The organism is Streptomyces sp. NPDC040432, from assembly GCF_055595445.1.
In genome coordinates this window covers 522103-543600 of sequence record NZ_JBVIVP010000002.1, presented here as the reverse complement: position 1 = coordinate 543600, position 21498 = coordinate 522103, and the positions used below count along the sequence as shown (strand labels likewise).

Genomic DNA, 21498 nt, shown 5'->3' with positions numbered 1-21498 from the left:
TCGGGGACGCGATACCGTCCAGCTCCCGCCCACCCGCTCGGCCGATCGACCGCCCTGTCCCCCCCTGCCTCCAGCTCCTTCCGCGCCAAGGAGAGTGCGTCATCAACGCGTCCAGCCCGCCCCCCGCCGTAGAACTGCACGGCATCACCAAGCGTTTCCCCGGCGTCGTCGCCAACAAAGACATCGCGATCACCGTTCGCAAGGGCACGGTCCATGCCCTGATCGGCGAGAACGGCGCCGGCAAGTCGACCCTGATGAAGATCCTCTACGGCATGCAGAAGCCGGACGAGGGAACCATCGCGATCGACGGGGAACAGGTCACCTTCTCCAGCCCCGGCGACGCCATCGCGCGCGGGATCGGCATGGTGCACCAGCACTTCATGCTCGCCGACAACCTCACCGTCCTGGAGAACGTGGTTCTCGGCGGCGAGAAGCTCTACGGCATCGGCTCCAAGGCCCGCAAGAAGATCCTGGAGATCTCGAAGGCCTACGGCCTCGGCGTGCGCCCCGACGCCCTCGTCGAGGACCTCGGCGTCGCGGACCGGCAGCGCGTGGAGATCCTCAAGGTCCTCTACCGCGGCGCGCGGATCCTCATCCTCGACGAGCCGACCGCCGTGCTCGTGCCGCAGGAGGTGGACGCCCTCTTCGACAACCTGCGCGAGCTCAAGTCCGAGGGCCTGACGGTCATCTTCATCTCGCACAAGCTGGGCGAGGTCAAGAAGGTCGCCGACGACATCACCGTCATCCGGCGCGGCACCACGGTCGGCACCGCCGACCCGAAGACCGCCACCACCAAGCAGCTCGCCGAGCTGATGGTCGGCGCGGAACTGCCCTCGCCGGAGACCCGCGAGTCGACCGTGACGACCGTCCCGATGCTGACGGTGTCGAACCTGACCGTCGCCGCGGGCGACGTCGTCACCGCCGAGCCGGAGACCATGACGGGCGCGGACCCGGAGGACTCCGCCCTGCGCGAGCACACCGCGGTGGGACGCCTCCTGCTGGACGACGTCAGCTTCACCATCCACAAGGGCGAGATCCTCGGGATCGCCGGCGTCGAGGGCAACGGCCAGACCGAGCTCATCGAGTCGCTCATGGGCATGAGCACCGCCGACAACGGCGTCATCACCCTGGACGGCCGGGACATCACCAAGGACACGGTGCGCAAGCGCCGCGTGGGCGGGATCGGTTACATCCCCGAGGACCGCCACCGGCACGGCCTGCTGCTGGAGTCCCCGCTGTGGGAGAACCGCATCCTGGGCCACGTCACCGAGGCGCCGAACTCCAAGAACGGCATCCTCGACCCGAAGGCCGCCCGCAAGGACACCGAGCGGATCGTGCGCGAGTACGACGTCCGCACGCCCGGGATCGACGTCACCGCCTCCTCGCTCTCCGGCGGCAACCAGCAGAAGCTGATCGTCGGCCGCGAGATGAGCCACAACCCGAAGTTCCTCATCGCCGCCCACCCCACCCGTGGCGTGGACGTCGGTGCGCAGGCGCAGATCTGGGACGCGATCCGCGAGGCCCGACGCGAGGGCCTCGCCGTCCTGCTGATCTCCGCGGACCTGGACGAGCTGATCGGCCTGTCCGACACCCTGCGCGTGATCTACCGCGGCCGCCTGGTCGCGGACGCCGACCCCGCTACCGTCACCCCGGAAGAGCTCGGCACCGCCATGACGGGCGCCGCCTCCGGGCACCTGGAAGCCACCGACAACCACTCCGCCACCGGTACCGACGCGGGTACCGCTGCACCGGAGGACGAGGCCCGATGAAGAAATTCGACAAGGACCGGCTGCTCCTCGGCTTCGCCGGGCCCGTGCTCGCCCTGGTGAGCGCCTTCCTGCTGACCGTGATCGTGCTGGCCGCGACGGGCATCGACCCGATCGAGCCGCTGCGCCTCATGGTGGAGAACGCCGGCTACGAGGACGTCCAGGTCCTGATCCTGAACCAGGCCGGCACGTACTACCTGGCAGCCCTGGCCGTGGCCATCGGCTTCCGGATGAACCTCTTCAACATCGGCGTCGACGGCCAGTACCGCCTCGCCGCGATGGTCTCCGCCGTGGTCGGCACCGCCGTCGCGCTGCCCGGTCCGCTGCACATCCTGCTGATCGTGGTCGTCGCCATGCTCACCGGTGCGTTCTGGGCCGGCATCGCGGGCGTGCTCAAGGCCAAGCGCGGCGTCAGCGAGGTCGTCTCCACGATCATGCTGAACGCCATCGCGACCAGCCTGATCGCCTGGCTGATCCTGCCGACGAACCTGGGCGTCCAGCCCGAGGGCTCCAACGACCTGACGACCGGCGACATCGCCCAGTCCGGTTGGTTCCCGGCCCTGACGATCGGTGACGGCCTGGAGGTCTACGGCTTCACGTTCGTCGCCTTCGCGCTCGGCATCGTCTACTGGTTCGTCCTCAACCGCACCCGCTTCGGCTTCGACCTGCGCGCCACCGGCGCCAGCGAGTCCGCCGCCCAGGCCTCCGGTGTGGACGCCAAGAAGATGATCATCACCTCGATGCTCATCTCGGGCGCGGTCGCGGGCCTGTCCGGCATGCCGCAGCTGCTGGGCGAGACCCACACGTACAACCTGTCCTTCCCGGTGGGCGTCGGCTTCACCGGCATCACCATCGCGCTGCTCGGCCGCAACAGCCCGGTCGGCATCCTCTTCGCCGCGTTCCTGATGGCCTTCATCGACAAGGCCTCGGCCTCGCTCGACACCGAGGGATACGCGAAGGAGATCGGCACGATCATGAAGGGCCTGATCGTGATCGCGGTCGTCGTCTCGTACGAACTCGTCCGCCGCTACGGAATCCGCCGCCAGCAGCAGAAGGTCGGCGCGGAACTGGCCGCGGGCCACGCCATCAAGACCGACAAGGAGGTCGCGGCGTGAGCACCAGCACCGTTTCCGCGAAATCCGCCGCCCCGAAGAAGCCGGGCGGCCGCAAGAAGCTCACCCTGCCCTGGATCATGCTGATCATCGCGGGCGGGCTCGCGCTGGTCTCCCTGGTCCGCCTCATCAGCGGCGCCGACGACCTGACCTCGGTCGGTCAGGTCTCCGGCGCCCTCTCCCTCGCGGTCCCGATCGGCCTCGCCGGCCTCGGCGGCCTGTGGGCCGAGCGCGCGGGCGTCGTCAACATCGGCCTCGAAGGCATGATGATCCTCGGCACCTGGTTCGGTGCCTGGGCCGGTTACCAGTGGGGCCCGTGGACCGGCGTCCTCGTCGGCATCGCCGGCGGCGCCATCGGCGGCCTGCTCCACGCGATCATCACGGTCACCTTCAACGTCAACCACATCGTCTCCGGTGTGGCCATCAACATCCTCGCGCTGGGCTTCACCCAGTACCTGTCGAACTTCACGTTCGCCGAGGCGGAGGGCGGCTCCTCCAAGCAGTCGCCGCGCGTCGAGGAGATCTACAAGATCACGGTGCCGGGGCTGTCCGACTGGATGAAGGACCTCCAGGGCAAGCACTGGTTCTTCGTCTCCGACCTCGCCGGCGTCATCGGCGGCCTGGTCACCGAGCTGTCGCTGCTGACCGTCGTCGCGCTGCTGCTGATCCCCGGCACCTGGTGGGTGCTGTGGCGCACCACCTTCGGCCTGCGGCTGCGCTCCTGCGGTGAGAACCCCGTCGCCGCCGAGTCGCTCGGCGTCAACGTCTACAAGTACAAGTACATCGCCGTGATCGTCTCGGGCGGCCTCGCCGGCCTCGGCGGCGCGTTCCTGTCGATCGTCGCCAGCCCCATCTACCAGGAGGGGCAGACCGGCGGCCGCGGTTACATCGGTCTCGCCGCGATGATCTTCGGTAACTGGATGCCGGGCGGCATGGCGCTGGGCGCGGGCCTCTTCGGCTTCACCGACAGCCTCAAGCTGCGCGGCGGCGCGGAGAACGTCCACGCCATGCTGCTGCTGGTCGCGATCCTGCTCACGCTCCTGCTCGTCTGGCAGCTGTACAAGAAGAAGTACGTCCAGGCCGGCATCTCGGGTGCCTTCGCCGTGCTCCTGTACCTCTGGTACGCCTTCACCGACCAGGTGCCCAGCCAGTTCGTCGACGCCGCCCCGTACCTGACGACGCTCTTCGTGCTCGTCCTGTCGGCGCAGCGCCTGCGCATGCCCAAGGCGGACGGCATGCCGTACCGCAAGGGTCAGGGCAAGTGACCCCGCCCCAGGCAGCGGACTGGGAAGCCCTGCGGACCTACGCCCGGGAAGCGATGACCCGGGCCTACGCCCCCTACTCGGGCTTCCCGGTCGGCGTCGCGGCCCTGGTGGACGACGGCCGCGTCGTGACCGGCTGCAACGTCGAGAACGCCAGCTACGGCCTCGGTCTGTGCGCCGAGTGCGGTCTGGTCTCCTCGCTCCACGCCACGGGCGGCGGCCGGCTCACGCACTTCACGTGCGTGGACGGCAAGGGCGAGATCCTCGTCCCGTGCGGGCGCTGTCGCCAACTGTTGTTCGAGTTCGGCGGGCCGGAGCTGCTCGTGGAGACGCCGGCCGGCATCCTGCCGCTGAGCGCGATGCTCCCGCAGGCCTTCGGGCCCGACCACCTGAGATAGCCGAGCCGACGGCCCTCCGCCCCCGCCGGGGCGGAGGGCCGTCGGTTTCTCCTCCTCCTCCTCGTTCCAACCCCTCATCTCTATGCGCGTAGAAGGAAGTCACCTCATGGACGTCATCTCCGTCATCCGGACCAAGCGGGACCGCGGTGAGCTGAGCCCCGAGCAGATCGACTGGGTCATCGACGCGTACACGCGCGGTGTCGTCGCCGACGAGCAGATGTCGGCGCTGGCGATGGCCATCCTGCTGAACGGCATGAACCGGGCCGAGATCGCCCGCTGGACCGCCGCGATGATCGCCTCCGGCGAGCGGATGAACTTCGACTCCCTCTCCCGCCCGACCGCCGACAAGCACTCCACCGGCGGCGTCGGCGACAAGATCACCCTCCCGCTCGCCCCGCTCGTCGCCGCCTGCGGCGCGGCCGTACCGCAGCTGTCGGGCCGTGGCCTCGGCCACACCGGCGGCACCCTCGACAAGCTGGAGTCCATCCCCGGCTGGCGCGCGCTGCTGTCCAACGAGGAGATGCTGAACGTCCTCGACACCACCGGCGCCGTCATCTGCGCGGCGGGCGACGGCCTGGCACCGGCCGACAAGAAGCTCTACGCCCTGCGCGACGTCACCGGCACCGTCGAGGCCATCCCGCTGATCGCCTCCTCGATCATGTCGAAGAAGATCGCCGAGGGCACGGGCTCGCTCGTCCTCGACGTCAAGGTCGGCTCCGGCGCCTTCATGAAGAACATCGAGGACGCCCGCGAGCTCGCGTCCACGATGGTGGCGCTCGGCACCGACAGCGGCGTCAGGACGATCGCCCTGCTCACGGACATGTCCACCCCGCTCGGCCTCACCGCCGGCAACGCCCTGGAGATCCGCGAGTCCGTCGAGGTCCTCGCCGGCGGCGGCCCGTCCGACGTCGTCGAGCTGACCCTGGCCCTGGCCCGCGAGATGCTCGACGCCGCCGGGATCAAGGACGCCGACCCGGCGAAGGCCCTGGCCGACGGTTCCGCGATGGACGTGTGGCGCCGGATGATCTCCGCCCAGGGCGGCGACCCGGACGCGGCCCTGCCCGTCGCCCGCGAGCAGCACGTCGTCACCGCCTCCGCCTCGGGCGTCCTGACCCGCCTCGACGCGTACGCCGTCGGCGTCGGCGCCTGGCGCCTGGGCGCCGGCCGCGCCCGCAAGGAGGACCCGGTCCAGGCCGGCGCCGGCATCGAGCTGCACGCCAAGCCCGGCGACACGGTCACCGCGGGCCAGCCCCTGATGACCCTGCACACGGACACCCCGGAGAAGTTCGAGTACGCCCTGGCCTCCCTGGAGGGCTCCTACGACGTGGCCCCGGCCGGCACGGCCTTCCAGGCCACCCCGATCGTCCTGGACCGCATCGCCTGACCTGCGGCTTCCCTCTTCGGGTGAACGGGACCGGTGGACACCCACCGGTCCCGTTCGGCTTCGGCCCGCGCGGCTCCGCCCTCCCCGCGCCGCGAACCGGGGGCCCGCCGCCGATGAGTTCGGCCGGCCCCGGCAGTCACCCCTGCGTGGAGATCATGCGTATCGTCCTGCCCGGCCCCGGCCCGGACCCGCAGGACGTGGCCGGGCTGTGCGCCCGCCTGGAGCTGCTGTACGAGGCAGGGGCCGCCGCGGTGGTGTGCGACGCCGCGGCCGTCACCGCCCCGGGCCTGGGCGCCGTCGAGGCCCTGGCCCGGCTGCGGCTCACCGCCCGCGACCGCCCGTTCCGTGTCACCGGGGCGGGCCCGCCGCTGCGCGGTCTACTGGGCCTCGTCGGTCTCGTCGAGCTGCTCGGGGAGCCCGAAGAGCGGGAACCACCTGGCGGTGTCCAGGAAGGCGTTCAGCCCGACGATCCGCCCCTGTGAGACCTCCAGCACCTGGAGCGCCCACGGAGCGTGCCCCTTCCCCGAGGGGTCGGGCCGGTACTGGCCGAACGCCGGCATGCCGTTCGCCGTGGTCGGTATCAGCCGGGAGCCCTTGCAGCCGATGCCCTGGTTCAGGTGCCACGCGGCGATCTCCGCGGGCCCCCGGAGCCACAGGTCGAACGGCGGCATCGACAGCACCGCGTCCTCGTGCAGCAGAGTGGTCAGCCGGGAGATGTCGTACGCCTCGAAGGCGGACAGGTACTGCGCCAGCAGCTTCGCCTGGTCCGTGTCCAGGGGGTCCACCGACTCGGTCTCGCGGACCCGCAGGTCGGCCAGCGTCGCCCGGGCCCGCTGGAGCGCGCTGTTCACCGAGGCCACCGTGGTGTCCAGGAGCCGGGCGACCTCGTCGGCCTTCCACGCCAGCACCTCGCGCAGGATCAGCACGGCGCGCTGCTTGGCCGGCAGGTGCTGGAGCGCCGCGACGAACGCCAGCCGGACGGACTCCTTGGCCAGCGCCATCTCCGCCGGGTCGGCGTGCTGCGGCAGCACCCGCCCGTCGGGCACCGGCTCCAACCAGGTCACCTCGGGCCGCTCGCCGAGCACGGCGGAGGCCTGGTGCTGCGGGGCGGTGAGGTCCATCGGGCGGGCCCGCTTGTTCCCGGCGCTCAGCAGGTCCAGGCAGACGTTCGTGGCGATCCGGTACAGCCACGAACGCAGCGAGGAGCGGCCCTCGAAGGTGGCGAAGCCGCGCCAGGCGCGGATGTACGTGTCCTGCACCGCGTCCTCGGCGTCGAAGGACGAGCCGAGCATCCGGTAGCAGTATCCGGTCAGTTCCACCCGGTAGCGGTCCATCGCGGCGTCGAGGTCCGCTTCCGGTGGTGTCGTCGCGAGGTCACTCATGGCTGCCGTTTCCCCAGAAGGATTCCGATGCTTCGGAAACTACCCGAGGGCACCGACAACGGCAGCCGCGAGCGGACCGGCGGATCAGGTTCCGGGCTTGCGCCCGTACACGTACACGTCCTCGCCGTTGGTCAGCATGCTCCAGTACGCCTTGGCGTCGGCGGTGGTCATGTTGACGCAGCCGCCCGACCCCGGCGGGTTCCACATGCTCTTCGGCGTGGAGTGGAAGGCGATCCCGCCGTCGAAGAACTGCGAGTACGGCATCGCGACGTTGTAGAGCGTCGACCAGTGGTTGATGCTGCGGTAGTAGATCTTCTTCAGGCCGGTCCGCGTCGGGGTTTCGGCCTTGCCCGTGCGCACCGGTACCGGCCCGTACTTCAGCGTCGCGCCGTCCTGGATCCAGGTCAGCTGCCGGGTCAGGTCGACGCAGGCGATCCGACCCAGATTGGTCGGGCACTTCCGGTCGGCGTTCGGGTTCTTCCCCGCCGCCCGCTGGGCCAGCATCGTGTTCATCGTCTGCCAGGTCAGCGGTCCCGCGTACCCCGCGGTGGGGGTGATTCCGTGGGTCGCCTGGAAGGACTTGATGGCATTGCAGTCGGCCGCCGACTGCACGCCGTCCACCGGCCTGCCCAGGAACTGTTCCACCTGCTTCTGGTACGGCCCCGTGGTCACGTTGCAGGAAGCGGCCTGTGCCGCCCCACCGCCCGCGACCACCAGCGGCGCGGCCAGTGCCAACGCCCCACCGAACACCACTGCAGCCCGTCTTTTCGCACGCGTGTGTATCGCGGCCATTCGCCCTCCCCTGTCCTGCACCGCATATTGGGGGATGCGGGGCCGCAATGACAGGGGAAGTTGTGTAACGACCTGGGATTTCCCGGCGCCGACCGCACCGGGACCCCTTTTGTCTCCTCCTGGCCCCTCCAGGTGCCTCCCGCCTCAGCGGGCGGTCGCCGCCGAGAGCGAGATGCGCCGCTCGACGCGGGCCTTGTGGGACCCGTAGAGGGTGATCGAGGCGACGCCCACCACCGCGAGCAGCGCGATGCCGACCGTGGCCGCCCATCCGGAGGCGTGGTAGGCCAGCGCCCCCAGCGTGCCGCCGGCGCTGGATCCCAGGTAGTACGCGGACTGGTAGAGGGCGGAGGCCTGGGCGCGGCCCGTCCGCGCCGTCCGGCTGACCGCGGCGGACGCCACCGCGTGGCCCGCGAAGAACCCCGCCGTGATCAGCACCAGACCGATCACGATCGCGGCCAGCGAGTCCGCGAGGGACAGCAACAGGCCCAGGGCCGTCGTCGTGACGGCCAGGTACAGCGCGCCGCGCCGCCCGGTGCGGGCCACCAGCTTCCCGGCGGCCGCCGAGGAGACCGTACCGACCAGGTAGACGAGGAACACCGAGCCGACGACGCCCTGCCCCAGCGAGAACGGCGCGTCCACCAACCGGAAGCCGATCACCGTGTACACCGCGCCGAAGACGGTCATGAACAGTGCGCCGATCCCGTACAGCCGCAGCAGCAGCGGATCGCGCAGGTGATCGGCGACGGTACGTCCCACCGCGCGCGGGTTCAGCGAGGCCGGCCGGAAGAACCGGGCCCGGGGCAACAGCACCAGGAAGGCCACCCCGCAGGCCAGCGCCATCAGACCGACGGTCAACAGCCCGGCTCGCCAACCCCACAGCTGCGCCGCCCAGCCGGTGACGATGCGACCGCTCATCCCGCCGATGGAGTTGCCCGCCACGAACAGGCCGATGGCGCCGACCAGCGCCTTCGGCCGGACCTCCTCCGCCAGGTACGCCATCGCGGAGGCCGGGATGCCGGCGATCGCCGCACCCTGGACCGCGCGGAGCACGACCAGCCACTCCAGGTTCGGCGCGAACGGCACCAGCAGGCCGACGCCGACGGCGAGCACCATCGACCAGGTCATCATCCGGGTCCGCCCGAACCGCTCGGACAGCGCGCTGAGCGGCAGCACGAACAGGGCGAGGGCGCCGGTGGCCGCGGACACCGTCCAGCTGGCCCGACCCGCCGTCACGCCGAACCCGGCGGAGATCGCGGGCAGCAGGGCCTGGGTGGAGTAGAGGAGGGCGAAGGTCGCCAGTCCCGCGGCGAAGAGCGCCAGGCTCATCCGGCGGTAGCCGGGGCGGCCGGGGGAGAGGGGCCCGTCCGCGGTGTCGGCGGAGGTGCCGGGTGCGGGCGCGAGCGGGGACGACGGAGTGGAGGCACCCGAGGTGACGGGTGCCCCGGTATGAGCGGGAGGCATACGAAAACCGTAGGCCCGACTTTTTCATGCGTCCAATGCACAGATTCGCCATAATCGATCCACTCACGCATCACCACAGCTCAGGGCGGCGGATGTCAATGAACCGTTACGAAGAAGACATGGCCGTGACACGCCTGCTGGCCCCCCGGCTCGCCCATTTCGTGGCCGTCGCCCGGCACGAGCACGTCACGCGCGCCGCGCACGAGCTGGGCGTTCCCCAGTCCACCCTGTCGCGGGCCATGGTCCGCCTCGAACAGGACCTGGGCGTCACGCTGTTCGCCCGCAAGGGCCGCACCGTCGCCCTCACCACGGCCGGCCGCACCTTCCTGGCCTCCGCCGAACAGGCCCTCGAAGGGATCGCGCGGGCCGCCGAGTCCGTGCAGCAGGACGCCGACCCGGCCTACGGCAAGGTCGCGTTCGGGTTCCTGCACACCCTGGGGCCGGAGACCGTGCCCGGACTGATCCGCGCCTTCCGGTCCGACCACCCCCGCGTGCGGTTCTCCCTCGTGCAGAACTACGGCGAGGCCATGCTGGAGAAGCTCCGGGCCGGTGAACTCGACCTCTGCCTCACCTCACCGCTGCCCGACGCCCCCGACCTGGTCGCCCGCCGGCTCGACGAGCAGCGGCTGCGCCTGGTCGTCCCGGACGACCACCGCCTCGCCGGGCGCAAGCGCATCCGGCTCGCCGAGGCCGCCGAGGAAACCTTCGTCACCCTCGAAGCGGGGTACGGCCTGCGCCGCATCACCGACGACCTGTGCGCGGAGGCCGGCTTCGCCCCCAAGGTCGCCTTCGAGGGCGAGGAGGCCGAAACCCTGCGCGGCCTCGTCGCGGCCGGCCTGGGGGTGGCCCTGCTGCCCCCGCCGGCGGTGCCCCGGCCGGGTGTGGTCGAGCTGACGGTCACGGCCCCGCGTGCGGTGCGCGAGATCGGCGTCGCCTGGCTCGACGGGCACCCGGACACCCCGCCCGTCGCGGAGTTCAAGCGTTTCCTGCTGTCCCGGCGCGGCCGTCTGATCGTGGAGCCGGAGCCCCCGGCCTGACCGGCCGACGCCCTGCGGCCGGCCCCGGTCGGGCCCCGACGGCAGCCCGCCTACCGGGGCGGCGTGGCCGTCGGGGACAACAAGTACCCGGCCTGGAAACGGGACTTGGCGCCCACCGCCCGCATGATCTCCGCGATGTGCCGCTGGCAGGTCCGCTCGGACATGCCGAGGCGACGCGCGATCACCTTGTCCTCCAGCCCCTCCGACAGCAGCCGCACGATCGTCTGCCGCAGCTCGTCCGAGATCGACCGGGCCGCGTCCGGGCCCACCGTCGTCGGGAACGGCTCGGCCCCCAGCCAGGAACGTTCGAAGGCCGCCGTCATGAAGTGCACGACGTTCGGCTCCCGCACCACCAACGCCGCCCCGGTCCGGTCCGGCACCGCCATCAGCCCCGTGTGCCGGTCGAAGATCAGCATCCGCATCAGCCCGTCGCCGAGCGTGCGCACCTGCGCCCCCAGCGCCGTCACCCGCTCGACGTACGCCGCAGTCGGCCGCGAGTACCGGGCCGTGTGCTGGTAGATCGTCCGCATCCGCACCCCGCGCGCCAGCAGCGACTCGTCCCGCCCGACCGCGTCCTCCAGCGTCTCCAACGGCCGGCCCCCGCCCGGCTGGGAGGTCAGCAGCTCCTGTTCGCACCCCGCCACCAGCTCGGTGATCAGCCCCCGCACCGCTCCCAGGTCCGTCACCAGCTCCAGGTGCCCCGAACCGCTCAGCTCCCGGTACGCGGCGCCCGCCTCGTAGGCCGGCACCAGCGCCTCCAGCCGCCCGCGCAGCCGGTCCATCTCGTCGTGGGTCTCCCGTACGAGCAGGGCCAGCGGGGCCAGCACCCGCGCCGCCGCCGCCCGGGGCGCCACCGCGCTCCACCGCTCCGGCCCGCCGCCCGGGGCCCGCTGGAGCAACTGCGCCGCGGCCAGCTCGGTGATGGCCGCGCCCGCCCGGGCACCCAGCGCCGCGGTGGCCTCCGCCGCCGTGAAGGCGTGCCGCTCCACGGCGTACGCGTACACGCGCCGTGCGGCGGGACTCAGATCGCCCGGGTGGTCCCGGCGATCCCGGTGGTCACGGTGGTCCCCTCGTCCTCCGTGGAGGTCCTCGGTCCCGTTCACCCCATCGACTCCGTCGGCATCGGCTGGCATATGCGTATTCGTCCCTGCATGTGACCGTTTATAAACCCCTCGTGTTCCCGCAAGGCGGCAACTCGACGCGTGCGCGGGCGCTCCCGGCATATGCCGAACCGGCACAGTGGGGGCACGGCGTGACGGGGGGAGCGCGGTATGCGGCAAGGACCGACCGGCCAACGGCACCAGCCCGTGGCAGTCCTGCTGAGCCCGCGCCCCGCCGAGGTCGCCGCCGCCCGCCGCGCGGGCGTGCGCACCGTGGTGGTCGCGCCGGATCCATCGGTGCCATCCGACCGTGAGGGGGCGGAGCGGCGGGTACGAACGGATTGGCGCGACCACCTCCGCCTCGTCGAGGACGTCGGCCGGCTGGCGGAGGTCCGCGACGGCCGGGCCCGCGTCTTCGGCTTCGGCCCCGCCGCGACCCTGGCGGCGGCCCGCGCCAACGAGGCCCTCGGCCTGCCGGGCACCCCCACCACCGCCGTCACCGCCCTCATGGACAAGGCCGCCCTCCGCGCCCGTTCCAACGCCCTGCACCCCGACCGGCCGGTCTCCTTCGTCCGCTGCGGCCGGGCCGCGCTGCTCCCCTTCCTGACCACCCTCATCGGATACCCCTGCGTCATCAAGCCCCGCGCGGGCGCCGATGGAGAAGGGGTGCGGCTCGTCGGTGACGCCGCCGCGGCGGAGGCCGCCGCTCCGTACTACCCGGAGATCACCGACCTGCTGGTCGAGGAGTACCTGGAGGGCCCCGAGCTCGCGGTGGCGGCCCTCTCCCGCGCGGGTCGCCACCGGATCCTCGGCTGGACCCGGCGCCTTCCCGGTCCCGGCGCCGGCCTCACCGCGGCGGGCCACGACCTGCCGGTCGCCCTCGACCCGCCCACCGCCGGGGCCGTACGGGCCCTCGTGCGCGGGGTACTGGACCTCACCGGCCACCACGACGGGCCCTCCCACACCGAGGTCGTCCTCACCCCCCGCGGCCCCCGCCTGATCGAGGCCCACGCCCGGCCCGGCTCCGAGGAGCTGACGCAGCTGCTGCGCCTCGCACACGGCACCGACGTGCTCGCCCTCGCGCTCGCGGAGGGGCTGGGCCTCCCGGAGCCGGTGCGCCGACCCCGCGCCGCCCACGCGGGCCTGCGGTACGTGGACTTCCCGCCCGGTCGCAGCCCGGCCGAGGCCGGCTTCCGCCTCGCGGCGGCCCGCGCCGTCCCCGGCGTGGTCCGGGCCCGGCTGACGGTGCCGCCGGACACGATCGTCCGGGCCGCCCCGACCGGCGGCCGGCACCACGCCCAACTCCTGGCCACCGCGCCGACGGCCGCGTTGTTGAGGAGCACCCTCGACGACGCCGCGGACCTGCTCGCGGGGGACCCGCGGGACCCGCACGCCCCGGTTCCGAGGCCCTGCCGGCCGCCCCTGCGGACCGACCGCGGCTCGGCGTAGACCCCGGACCCCGTCCGGACCGGGCCCGCGCCACCTGCCCGCGCCGCTCCCCGCACCCCGCCCAGCGACCCACCGCCCGGACGCGCCACCGCCGCGGCCCGGCCCGGTCAGCCCCGCAGGGACCGGCCGAAGCCCGACGCCAGCGGCATCCGCAGGCCCAGCGGGGGCGGCGCGGCGAGGGCGTCGGTCACCGGTCGCGAGTACCGCCCCGACACCATCGCGCCCATCACGAAGTCCACCCCGAGGGCGACCACCTCGGCCTGGTGCTCGCGCAGCCCGTGCCCGTCGGAGTGCACCTCGAAGCGGCAGGTCGAACGGTTCGCCTTCTTCGCCCTGACCGCCAGCAGGAAGGACGACTCCGGGTCGCTGCGCGCGTCGTTCGTCCCGTGCACGATCAGCACCTGGCGCCCCGCGAGGTGCTTCACCGGTTCGGGGGAGTCCTCGCCTCCCGCGTTCCCGAGACAAGGGGCGAGCGCCAGGACGGTGTTGACGGCGTCGTGGCCCCCCGCGCGCAGCGCCGCCCGGCCGCCCGCCCCGAACCCGGCCAGGCACACGGGGACGTCCCCGTACCTCCGCAGGGCCTCGTCCGCCGCCCAGCCGGCGGCCTCCTCCTGCGGCCCCGACCCGTGCTGGACGGTGTGTGCGACCAGGCCGTCGGTCCCGCCCGCCCGGGCCAGCGCCCGCGCGAGCGGGCGCAGCGGACCGGGGGAGAATCTGGACGCCCCGGGGAGCAGGAGCACCACACCACTGACCGTCGAAACCGAACCGTTCGCTCCGGCGGGCCGCCCCAGGCGGGCCCCGCGCGCCGGCGGCGCATGCTGTGCCATGGCGGAACAGTCTCAGACCGTCAGGTGTACGCCACCCGTCCGGACGGTCACTGTTACATATCGGCGACCGTTGCCGGGGCTACGCTCTACGCGCGTAGGAGCTAGAGTGCGCAGATGACGAGCGAGACCCCCACCCTGCCCACGCCGGACCAGATCCGCCGCTCCCCGAAGGTGCTCCTGCACGACCACCTCGACGGTGGTCTGCGCCCCGGGACCATCATCGAGCTGGCCCGCGAGGTCGGCTACGAGAACCTCCCCGAGACCGACGCCGACAAGCTCGGCGTCTGGTTCCGCGAAGCCGCCGACTCCGGCTCCCTCCCGCGCTACCTGGAGACGTTCGCGCACACCTGCGCCGTCATGCAGACGAAGGCGGCGCTCTTCCGGGTCGCCGCCGAGTGCGCCGAGGACCTGGCCGAGGACGGCGTCGTGTACGCCGAGGTCCGGTACGCCCCCGAGCAGCACCTGGAGGCCGGCCTGACCCTCGAAGAAGTCGTCGAGGCGGTGAACGACGGCTTCCGCGAGGGCGAGCGCCGGGCCAAGGCCAACGGCCACCGCATCCGCGTCGGCGCCCTGCTGACCGCGATGCGCCACGCGGCCCGCGCGCTGGAGATCGCCGAGCTGGCGAACCGCTACCGGGACAACGGCGTCGTCGGCTTCGACATCGCCGGCGCCGAGGCCGGGTTCCCTCCCACCCGTCACCTCGACGCCTTCGAGTACCTCAAGCGCGAGAACAACCACTTCACGATCCACGCGGGCGAGGCCTTCGGCCTGCCGTCGATCTGGCAGGCCCTGCAGTGGTGCGGCGCCGACCGGCTCGGCCACGGCGTGAAGATCATCGATGACATCGAGGTCGCCGAGGACGGTTCGGTCACGCTGGGCCGCCTGGCCTCGTACGTCCGGGACAAGCGCATCCCCCTGGAGATGTGCCCGACCTCGAACCTCCAGACGGCCGCGGCCGCCTCGTACGCCGAGCACCCGATCGGTCTGCTGCGGAAGCTGCACTTCAGGCTCACCGTGAACACCGACAACCGGCTGATGAGCGGCACCAGCATGAGCCGCGAGTTCGAGCACCTGGTCGACACCTTCGGCTACTCGCTCGACGACATGCAGTGGTTCACCGTCAATGCGATGAAGTCCGCGTTCATTCCTTTCGATGAACGACTGGCCATGATCAACGACGTCATCAAGCCCGGTTACGCGGAGCTGAAGTCGGAATGGCTGTTCCGCCAGACGGTCTCGACCAGCGGTTCCGTCTCGGCCTAGGCCACGACATGACGTACTGAAAGCGCCCGGGAGGAGCAATTCCCGGGCGCTTTCTCGTATTTGATGATGTTTGCGGTCGGGGGTTTCAAGTGACTAGTTTGCGGAGCCGCTCAATTCCCCGTCGCAAGGACGATCTTTCATGAAGCAGTCTGCTGCCAAGTCCCTCGGTGTCGCTGTCATTGGTGCCGCCCTCGCCGCGGGTGCCGCCGGCACCGCCTCCGCCGCCGGTCTTCCGGCCGCGAACCTGACGGACGCCCTCGGCGCCGTCACCAGCGCCACCAGCTCGGTCACCAACCAGACCCAGGAGGGTCAGGAGGGCCAGTCGTCCGACCCCGCCGCCCCCGTCACCGGTCTCCTCGGCGGTCTCCCCGCGCTGGCCGGCGGTCTGCCCGTCGGCGGCTGACCTGCTGCGACGCGTACACGTGTGCGGCTGGCGCACGCCTCTTCGAGGAGGTGTGCGTCGCGCCGCGCGGTGTGCCACGATCGCCCCTAACTGCCGCTCGACGTACGGGGTATGAGGTTCCGTCATGCGCATCAAGACTCGATTCACAGCGCCGGTGACGACGATCGCGCTGCTTCCCGCGCTGCTCCTCGCAGCCGTCGGATGCAGCAGCGCGGACTCCCCCGCGTCCGACAAGGTCCCTGATCCCAAGGGTTCCGCCGCGGCCCCCGCCCCGGGTGCGCCCGGCGCGTCGGCGTCCGGCTCCACCCCGTCCGGCGCCGCGCCCGTCGGACTGGAGCGGGCCGCGCTCGTCCAGGGCGACCTGCCCGGCTACCAGGTGTCCGCCCAGGGCAAGAACCCCAACGCCCCCGACGGCCAGCCGCAGGCCGACAAGAAGGCCTGCCAGCCCCTCGCCGACATCATGGGCGACAAGCCCGACCCGGCCGCGCGGGAGACCGTGAACCGGGGCATCGGCTCCCAGAAGCAGGTCGGCCTCGCCGTCTCCGCCTCCGTCAGCTCCTACTCCGAGGGCGACGCCAAGCGGCTCGTCTCCCGGCTGCGCGACGCCGTCGCCGCCTGCGGCACCGGATTCGCGGCCACGGTGGAGAAGCAGACCGGCAGCTACCGGGACGTGAAGGCGGTCCCGTACAGGACCGCCGCGGACGAGACCGTCAGCTGGACGACCGTCGCCGCCGCGGGCGGGGTCTCGGCCCAGGTCCACCTGGTCGTCGCGCGGAAGGGCGACACCGTCGTCCGGTTGATGGCGCTCAACGTCACCGGCGCCGGTCAGCAGGCGACCGTCCCGCAGGAGGTCGCCGACAAGCAGTTGGAGAAGGTGGGGAAGGCCGGCTGACCGGCGGAACTACCAGGCGGTGCCGGCGGCGCCCGTGGTCGCGTACTTCTCGTTGGGCAGCAGCAGCCACAGCGCGAGGTAGATCAGGAACTGCGGGCCGGGCAGCAGGCACGAGATCACGAAGATGATCCGCATCGTCTTCGCCTTCATGCCGAAACGTCGCGCGAGACCGGCGCAGACGCCACCGATCATCCGTCCGTCACGGGGGCGGGCAATCGCGCTCATGGCTTTCTCCTTCGTAGGGTGATCGCGCCCCGGGAAGCCCCTGCGCGATGCCTCAATACTCGCGCGGCACCGCGGAAAGAACCTCGGTCCAGCGGCCGAGCCCGACCCTGGTAATTCTCGGGGTGGGCCCCTGAGACCGCCTCATCCTGGCCCTCAGGGCCGGTACGACGGCGAGGTGCGCGAGCACCATTCCGGCGGTGTTCAGCAGCACGGAATCCACGTCCACGACCTGCCCGGGGACGGCCGTCTGCAACATCTCGATGGTGAGGGAGACCAGCACGCCGGCGGCCGCGGTCCGGGCCAGCGAGGACCACGCGGACAGCGGTGTCGGCGCGAGCCGCCCCCCGATCAGCGGCAGCAGCACCCCCAGCGGGGCCAGCAGGGCCAGCCCCTCACCGATCCGCCGGGCCGCCTCCAGCGGTCCGTACGCCAGGTCCGCCCGGATCCCCTCCAGCGGGGTCAGATTGGCGGCGGCGGCCCAGGGCACGTCCAGCGGACGCAGGGTCAGCCATGCCACGAGGACCAGATGCGCGGCCAGCAGGGCCCCGCTCAGGATTCGGGGCCGGAGCGGGAGCTGTGTGGCGGTGGCGGCGCTGCCGCTGCCCTCATGACGGTGCACACCTGCGAGGACGCGCCCCCCGGTGGCGGTGGTTCCGCCTCAGCCGGTGACGAGCAGCACGATCAGCAGCACCGCGCCCGCGACGGCCGGCGCGATGATCTCGAAGGACCACGTGACGCTGACGGAACCCTGTGCGCCGGGCCTGGCCGCACCGCGCTCCGCGAGCTCGCGGAGTTCGTCGACGACCTTGTCGGCCGCGGCCCGCTCCGGCCCCTTCGGCACGGCGGCGCCGTCCTTCTCCAGCCCCCTGCCGCTCAGCGCCTCGCGCCGGCTGAGCTGCCGACTGGCCTTCTTGCGTTCGCGCAGCGACACCGGCACCGACCAGAGCTGGTACTTCGACCCCTCCGCCAGGACCTCCGCCGAGTACCCGGCGCGCACCGCGTCCACGGCGGCCCAGGGCAGCTCGATGACGCGGAACGGGTTGCGCACCCGCATCCGGTCGTCATTGGCGAAGACGGCCGGCCGGATGGTGAAGGCCACGGTCAGCGGCACCGCGAACAGGGCGATGGCCAGCCCGATCCAGCGGCCCGGGCCCTCGCCCCGCACGACGGCGTCCCCGCACAACCAGGCGATCACGGCGAGCATGAGCACCCCGGTGACGACGGCCATGGGGGAGCGGTAGACGCGGTCGTCGTAGACCGGCTCGTGGGGGGAGGGCGTAGTCATGCCGCCGATTGTGCCGTACGCACGCGCGAGCGCGACAAGGGCTCCGCACCGATGACGGATGTCACGCCCATATGTGCACCGTGGGGGGTGACAGGCAGCTACGCGCGTAGATATGCTCCTCTGGTGACCATGCCCACCACCCTCACCGCATTCGCTGACGTGACGACGTCCGACAGCGCGCTGCGCCGCTTCCTGCACGGGTTGCCCGGCGTAGACGCAGTCGGCCTGGAGGCCCGTGCGGCCTCCCTCGGCACCCGCTCGATCAAGACGACGGCCAAGGCGTACGCCATCGACCTGGCCATCTCGATGATCGACCTGACGACGCTTGAGGGTGCTGACACCCCGGGCAAGGTCCGGGCGCTCTCCACGAAGGCCGTCCACCCCGACCCGACCGACCGCACGACGCCGATGACCGCCGCGGTCTGCGTCTACCCCGACATGGTGGCCACCGCCAAGGCGGCCCTGAACGGCGCCGACGTCAAGGTCGCCTCCGTCGCCACCGCCTTCCCGGCGGGCCGTGCCGCCCTGCCCGTGAAGATCGCCGACACCCGTGACGCCGTCGCCGCAGGCGCCGACGAGATCGACATGGTCATCGACCGGGGTGCCTTCCTCGCCGGCCGGTACCTGGACACGTATGAGCTGATCAAGGCCGTCAAGGAGGCCTGCGTCCGCGAGGACGGCACGGCCGCCCGACTCAAGGTGATCTTCGAGACCGGCGAGCTGTCGACCTACGACAACATCCGCCGCGCCTCCTGGATCGGCATGCTCGCGGGCGCGGACTTCATCAAGACGTCCACCGGCAAGGTCGGCGTCAACGCCACCCCCGCCAACACGCTGCTCATGCTCGAAGCCGTCCGCGACTTCAAGGCGCAGACCGGGATCCAGATCGGCGTGAAGCCCGCCGGCGGCATCCGCACCACCAAGGACGCCCTCAAGTTCCTCGTCCTGGTCAACGAGACCGTCGGCGATGACTGGCTGTCCAACCACTGGTTCCGTTTCGGCGCCTCCAGCCTCCTGAACGACCTGCTCATGCAGCGGCAGAAGCTGAGCACCGGACGTTACTCCGGTCCCGACTACGTGACGGTGGACTGATCACCATGGGTTCTGTTTTCGAGTACGCACCGGCCCCCGAGTCCCGCTCGGTCGTCGACATCGCCCCCTCCTACGGCCTCTTCATCGACGGCGAGTTCACCGACGCCGCCGACGGCAAGGTCTTCAAGACCGTCTCGCCGTCGTCCGAGGAGGTGCTCGCCGAGGTCGCCCAGGCGGGCGCCGCCGACGTGGACCGCGCCGTGAAGGCGGCCCGCAAGGCCTTCGAGAAGTGGTCCGCGCTGCCCGGCTCCGAGCGCGCCAAGTACCTCTTCCGCATCGCCCGGATCATCCAGGAGCGCAGCCGCGAGCTGGCCGTCCTGGAGACCCTGGACAACGGCAAGCCGATCAGGGAGACCCGCGACGCGGACCTTCCGCTCGTCGCCGCGCACTTCTTCTACTACGCGGGCTGGGCCGACAAGCTCGACCACGCCGGCTTCGGCGCCGACCCGCGCCCGCTGGGCGTGGCCGGCCAGGTCATCCCCTGGAACTTCCCGCTCCTGATGCTGGCGTGGAAGATCGCCCCGGCGCTCGCGACCGGCAACACCGTCGTCCTGAAGCCCGCCGAGACGACGCCGCTGTCGGCGCTCTTCTTCGCGGACATCTGCCGCCAGGCGGGCCTGCCCAAGGGCGTCGTCAACATCCTGACCGGCCACGGCGACGCGGGCGCCGCCCTCGTCGCGCACCCGGACGTCGACAAGGTCGCCTTCACCGGCTCGACCGCGGTCGGCAAGGCCATCGCCCGCCAGATCGCCGGCACCGACAAGAAGGCCACCCTGGAACTGGGCGGCAAGGGCGCCAACATCGTCTTCGACGACGCCCCCATCGACCAGGCCGTCGAGGGCATCGTCAACGGCATCTTCTTCAACCAGGGCCAGGTCTGCTGCGCGGGCTCCCGCCTGCTGGTCCAGGAGTCCATCCAGGACGAGCTGCTCGACTCCCTCAAGCGCCGCCTGTCCACGCTGCGCCTGGGCGACCCGCTCGACAAGAACACCGACATCGGCGCGATCAACTCCGCCGAGCAGCTCGCCCGGATCACCGCGCTCGCGGAGACCGGCGAGGCCGAGGGCGCCGAGCGCTGGTCCCCGGCCTGCGAGCTGCCGTCCGCCGGCTACTGGTTCGCCCCGACGCTCTTCACGAACGTCACCCAGGCGCACACCGTCGCCCGTGACGAGATCTTCGGCCCGGTGCTGTCCGTACTGAGCTTCCGGACCCCGGACGAGGCCGTCGCCAAGGCCAACAACAGCCAGTACGGCCTCTCCGCCGGCATCTGGACGGAGAAGGGGTCGCGCATCCTCGCGGTCGCGAGCAAGCTCCGTGCCGGCGTCGTCTGGGCCAACACGTTCAACAAGTTCGACCCGACCTCGCCCTTCGGCGGCTACAAGGAATCGGGCTTCGGCCGCGAAGGCGGTCGCCACGGCCTGGAGGGCTACCTCGCCCCGTCGAGCCCGAAGGGTGAGCGCTAATGGGAACGGTTGAGTCCGCTGTGACCCGTCTGAACGTCTTCAAGACCTACAAGCTGTACGTCGGGGGCAAGTTCCCCCGCTCCGAGAGCGGCCGGGTGTACGAAGTGACCGACTCGAAGGGCAAGTGGCTGGCCAACGCCCCGCTGTCGTCCCGCAAGGACGCCCGTGACGCGGTCGTCGCCGCCCGCAAGGCGTTCGGCGGCTGGTCCGGCGCCACCGCCTACAACCGCGGTCAGGTCCTCTACCGCGTCGCCGAGATGCTGGAGGGCCGCCGCGAGCAGTTCGTCCGCGAGGTCGGCGAGGCGGAGGGCCTGTCCAAGTCGAAGGCGGCGGCCGTCGTCGACGCGGCGATCGACCGCTGGGTCTGGTACGCGGGCTGGACCGACAAGATCGGCCAGATCGTCGGCGGGGCCAACCCGGTCGCGGGCCCGTTCTTCAACCTCTCCACCCCGGAGCCCACCGGTGTCGTCACCGTCGTGGCCCCGCAGGACTCGTCCTTCCTGGGCCTGGTCTCGGTGATCGCCCCCGTGATCGCGACGGGCAACACGGCCGTCGTGATCACCTCGGAGAAGGCCCCGCTGCCCGCCCTGTCGCTGGGCGAGGTGCTGGCCACCTCCGACCTGCCCGGCGGCGTGGTCAACATCCTGTCCGGCAAGGCCTCCGAGATGGGCCCGCACCTGGCGTCCCACCAGGACGTCAACGCGATCGACCTGGCGGGCGCCGACGCGGACCTCGCCAAGGAGCTGGAGATCGCGGCGGCCGACAACCTCAAGCGCGTCCTGCGTCCACAGCCTGTGGACGACTGGACCGCCGACCCGGGGACGGCCCGCATGACCGCCTTCCTGGAGACCAAGACGGTCTGGCACCCGACGGGTTCGCTCGGCGCGGGCGGTTCCTCCTACTAG

The 21498-nt window shown here is 71.7% G+C and carries 22 protein-coding genes; 14 read left to right on the top strand and 8 right to left on the bottom strand.

The genetic code is table 11. The annotated features are described in order from the left end of the window. Window positions 1-44: 44 nt before the first annotated feature. From ACZ58N_RS06220 to ACZ58N_RS06195, 6 genes are all read left to right on the top strand, one after another. Window positions 45-1769 (top strand): ABC transporter ATP-binding protein, encoded by a 1725-nt coding sequence (locus ACZ58N_RS06220; protein ID WP_471156576.1) that lies wholly within the window; start codon window positions 45-47, stop codon window positions 1767-1769. Beyond that, on the top strand, window positions 1766-2881 hold the full coding sequence (locus tag ACZ58N_RS06215; RefSeq protein WP_281205671.1) for an ABC transporter permease: 1116 nt from the start codon (window positions 1766-1768) through the stop codon (window positions 2879-2881). Before ACZ58N_RS06220 ends, ACZ58N_RS06215 begins: the two co-directional genes overlap by 4 nt. Continuing rightward, complete coding sequence (locus ACZ58N_RS06210; RefSeq protein WP_471156195.1) at window positions 2878-4143, top strand: ABC transporter permease; 1266 nt, start codon at window positions 2878-2880, stop codon at window positions 4141-4143. The genes ACZ58N_RS06215 and ACZ58N_RS06210 overlap by 4 nt, the downstream gene beginning before the upstream one ends. After that, entirely contained in the window at window positions 4140-4538 is a 399-nt protein-coding gene (locus ACZ58N_RS06205) for a cytidine deaminase (protein WP_471156193.1), read from the top strand. The genes ACZ58N_RS06210 and ACZ58N_RS06205 overlap by 4 nt, the downstream gene beginning before the upstream one ends. Before the next feature lie 106 nt (window positions 4539-4644). Continuing rightward, a complete protein-coding gene (locus ACZ58N_RS06200; protein WP_471156191.1) occupies window positions 4645-5922 on the top strand; it encodes a thymidine phosphorylase in 1278 nt (425 codons plus the stop codon). 146 nt (window positions 5923-6068) lie between these two features. Next, window positions 6069-6404, top strand: coding sequence for an STAS domain-containing protein (locus ACZ58N_RS06195; RefSeq protein WP_471156188.1), 336 nt, complete (start codon window positions 6069-6071; stop codon window positions 6402-6404). Here ACZ58N_RS06195 and ACZ58N_RS06190 read toward each other — a convergent pair. The 3 genes from ACZ58N_RS06190 to ACZ58N_RS06180 all read right to left on the bottom strand — a co-directional run bounded on the left by ACZ58N_RS06190 (window position 6300) and on the right by ACZ58N_RS06180 (window position 9557). Then, window positions 6300-7304 (bottom strand): sigma-70 family RNA polymerase sigma factor, encoded by a 1005-nt coding sequence (locus ACZ58N_RS06190; RefSeq protein ID WP_471156185.1) that lies wholly within the window; start codon window positions 7302-7304, stop codon window positions 6300-6302. The two genes, ACZ58N_RS06195 and ACZ58N_RS06190, sit on opposite strands and share 105 nt — an antisense overlap. An 84-nt stretch (window positions 7305-7388) precedes the next feature. After that, on the bottom strand, window positions 7389-8096 hold the full coding sequence (locus ACZ58N_RS06185) for a L,D-transpeptidase family protein (protein WP_471156184.1): 708 nt from the start codon (window positions 8094-8096) through the stop codon (window positions 7389-7391). Between the two features lie 144 nt (window positions 8097-8240). After that, window positions 8241-9557, bottom strand: coding sequence for an MFS transporter (locus tag ACZ58N_RS06180; protein WP_471156182.1), 1317 nt, complete (start codon window positions 9555-9557; stop codon window positions 8241-8243). A 98-nt stretch (window positions 9558-9655) separates the two neighbouring features. Here ACZ58N_RS06180 and ACZ58N_RS06175 point away from each other — a divergent pair, with 98 nt between their 5' ends. Beyond that, complete coding sequence (locus tag ACZ58N_RS06175; RefSeq protein WP_471156180.1) at window positions 9656-10594, top strand: LysR family transcriptional regulator; 939 nt, start codon at window positions 9656-9658, stop codon at window positions 10592-10594. Window positions 10595-10644: 50 nt separating this feature from the next. Here ACZ58N_RS06175 and ACZ58N_RS06170 read toward each other — a convergent pair whose 3' ends face one another. Further along, on the bottom strand, window positions 10645-11697 hold the full coding sequence (locus ACZ58N_RS06170) for a helix-turn-helix transcriptional regulator (RefSeq protein WP_471156178.1): 1053 nt from the start codon (window positions 11695-11697) through the stop codon (window positions 10645-10647). Between the two features lie 168 nt (window positions 11698-11865). Here ACZ58N_RS06170 and ACZ58N_RS06165 point away from each other — a divergent pair, with 168 nt between their 5' ends. Beyond that, window positions 11866-13143 (top strand): ATP-grasp domain-containing protein, encoded by a 1278-nt coding sequence (locus ACZ58N_RS06165; RefSeq protein WP_471156175.1) that lies wholly within the window; start codon window positions 11866-11868, stop codon window positions 13141-13143. A 107-nt stretch (window positions 13144-13250) separates the two neighbouring features. Here the strand turns inward: ACZ58N_RS06165 and ACZ58N_RS06160 are convergent, their stop codons facing one another. Further along, the gene (locus tag ACZ58N_RS06160; protein WP_471156172.1) at window positions 13251-13970 is read right to left on the bottom strand and encodes an alpha/beta hydrolase; all 720 of its coding nucleotides are present in this window, start codon (window positions 13968-13970) and stop codon (window positions 13251-13253) included. 114 nt (window positions 13971-14084) lie between these two features. Between ACZ58N_RS06160 and ACZ58N_RS06155 the strand changes: the two genes are divergently transcribed. The 3 genes from ACZ58N_RS06155 (at window position 14085) to ACZ58N_RS06145 (ending at window position 16528) form a co-directional block, all read left to right on the top strand. Further along, window positions 14085-15233, top strand: a complete 1149-nt coding sequence (locus ACZ58N_RS06155; RefSeq protein WP_471156170.1) for an adenosine deaminase — start codon at window positions 14085-14087, stop codon at window positions 15231-15233. 139 nt (window positions 15234-15372) lie between these two features. After that, complete coding sequence (locus ACZ58N_RS06150; protein ID WP_281205656.1) at window positions 15373-15636, top strand: hypothetical protein; 264 nt, start codon at window positions 15373-15375, stop codon at window positions 15634-15636. Between the two features lie 124 nt (window positions 15637-15760). Then, a complete protein-coding gene (locus ACZ58N_RS06145) occupies window positions 15761-16528 on the top strand; it encodes a hypothetical protein (RefSeq protein ID WP_471156168.1) in 768 nt (255 codons plus the stop codon). 9 nt (window positions 16529-16537) lie between these two features. On the opposite strand, the gene ACZ58N_RS06140 is transcribed toward ACZ58N_RS06145, so the two are convergent. From ACZ58N_RS06140 to ACZ58N_RS06130, 3 genes are read right to left on the bottom strand one after another with little or no spacing between them, the layout of a single operon-like run. Beyond that, window positions 16538-16753: a PspC domain-containing protein gene (locus ACZ58N_RS06140; protein ID WP_471156166.1), complete on the bottom strand. Its 216-nt coding sequence runs from the start codon at window positions 16751-16753 to the stop codon at window positions 16538-16540. 52 nt (window positions 16754-16805) lie between these two features. Then, window positions 16806-17372, bottom strand: coding sequence for a VanZ family protein (locus tag ACZ58N_RS06135; RefSeq protein WP_471156164.1), 567 nt, complete (start codon window positions 17370-17372; stop codon window positions 16806-16808). 39 nt (window positions 17373-17411) lie between these two features. After that, a complete protein-coding gene (locus ACZ58N_RS06130; protein ID WP_471156162.1) occupies window positions 17412-18038 on the bottom strand; it encodes a PH domain-containing protein in 627 nt (208 codons plus the stop codon). A gap of 129 nt (window positions 18039-18167) precedes the next feature. On the opposite strand from ACZ58N_RS06130, the gene deoC reads away from it, so the two are divergent. From deoC to ACZ58N_RS06115, 3 genes are read left to right on the top strand one after another with little or no spacing between them, the layout of a single operon-like run. Then, window positions 18168-19130, top strand: a complete 963-nt coding sequence (deoC, locus tag ACZ58N_RS06125) for a deoxyribose-phosphate aldolase (RefSeq protein ID WP_471156573.1) — start codon at window positions 18168-18170, stop codon at window positions 19128-19130. 5 nt (window positions 19131-19135) lie between these two features. Next, entirely contained in the window at window positions 19136-20593 is a 1458-nt protein-coding gene (locus tag ACZ58N_RS06120) for an aldehyde dehydrogenase family protein (protein WP_471156160.1), read from the top strand. Next, window positions 20593-21498 carry an aldehyde dehydrogenase family protein gene (locus ACZ58N_RS06115; protein ID WP_471156158.1) on the top strand — a complete coding sequence of 302 codons (906 nt, stop codon included), beginning with the start codon at window positions 20593-20595 and terminating at the stop codon, window positions 21496-21498. Before ACZ58N_RS06120 ends, ACZ58N_RS06115 begins: the two co-directional genes overlap by 1 nt.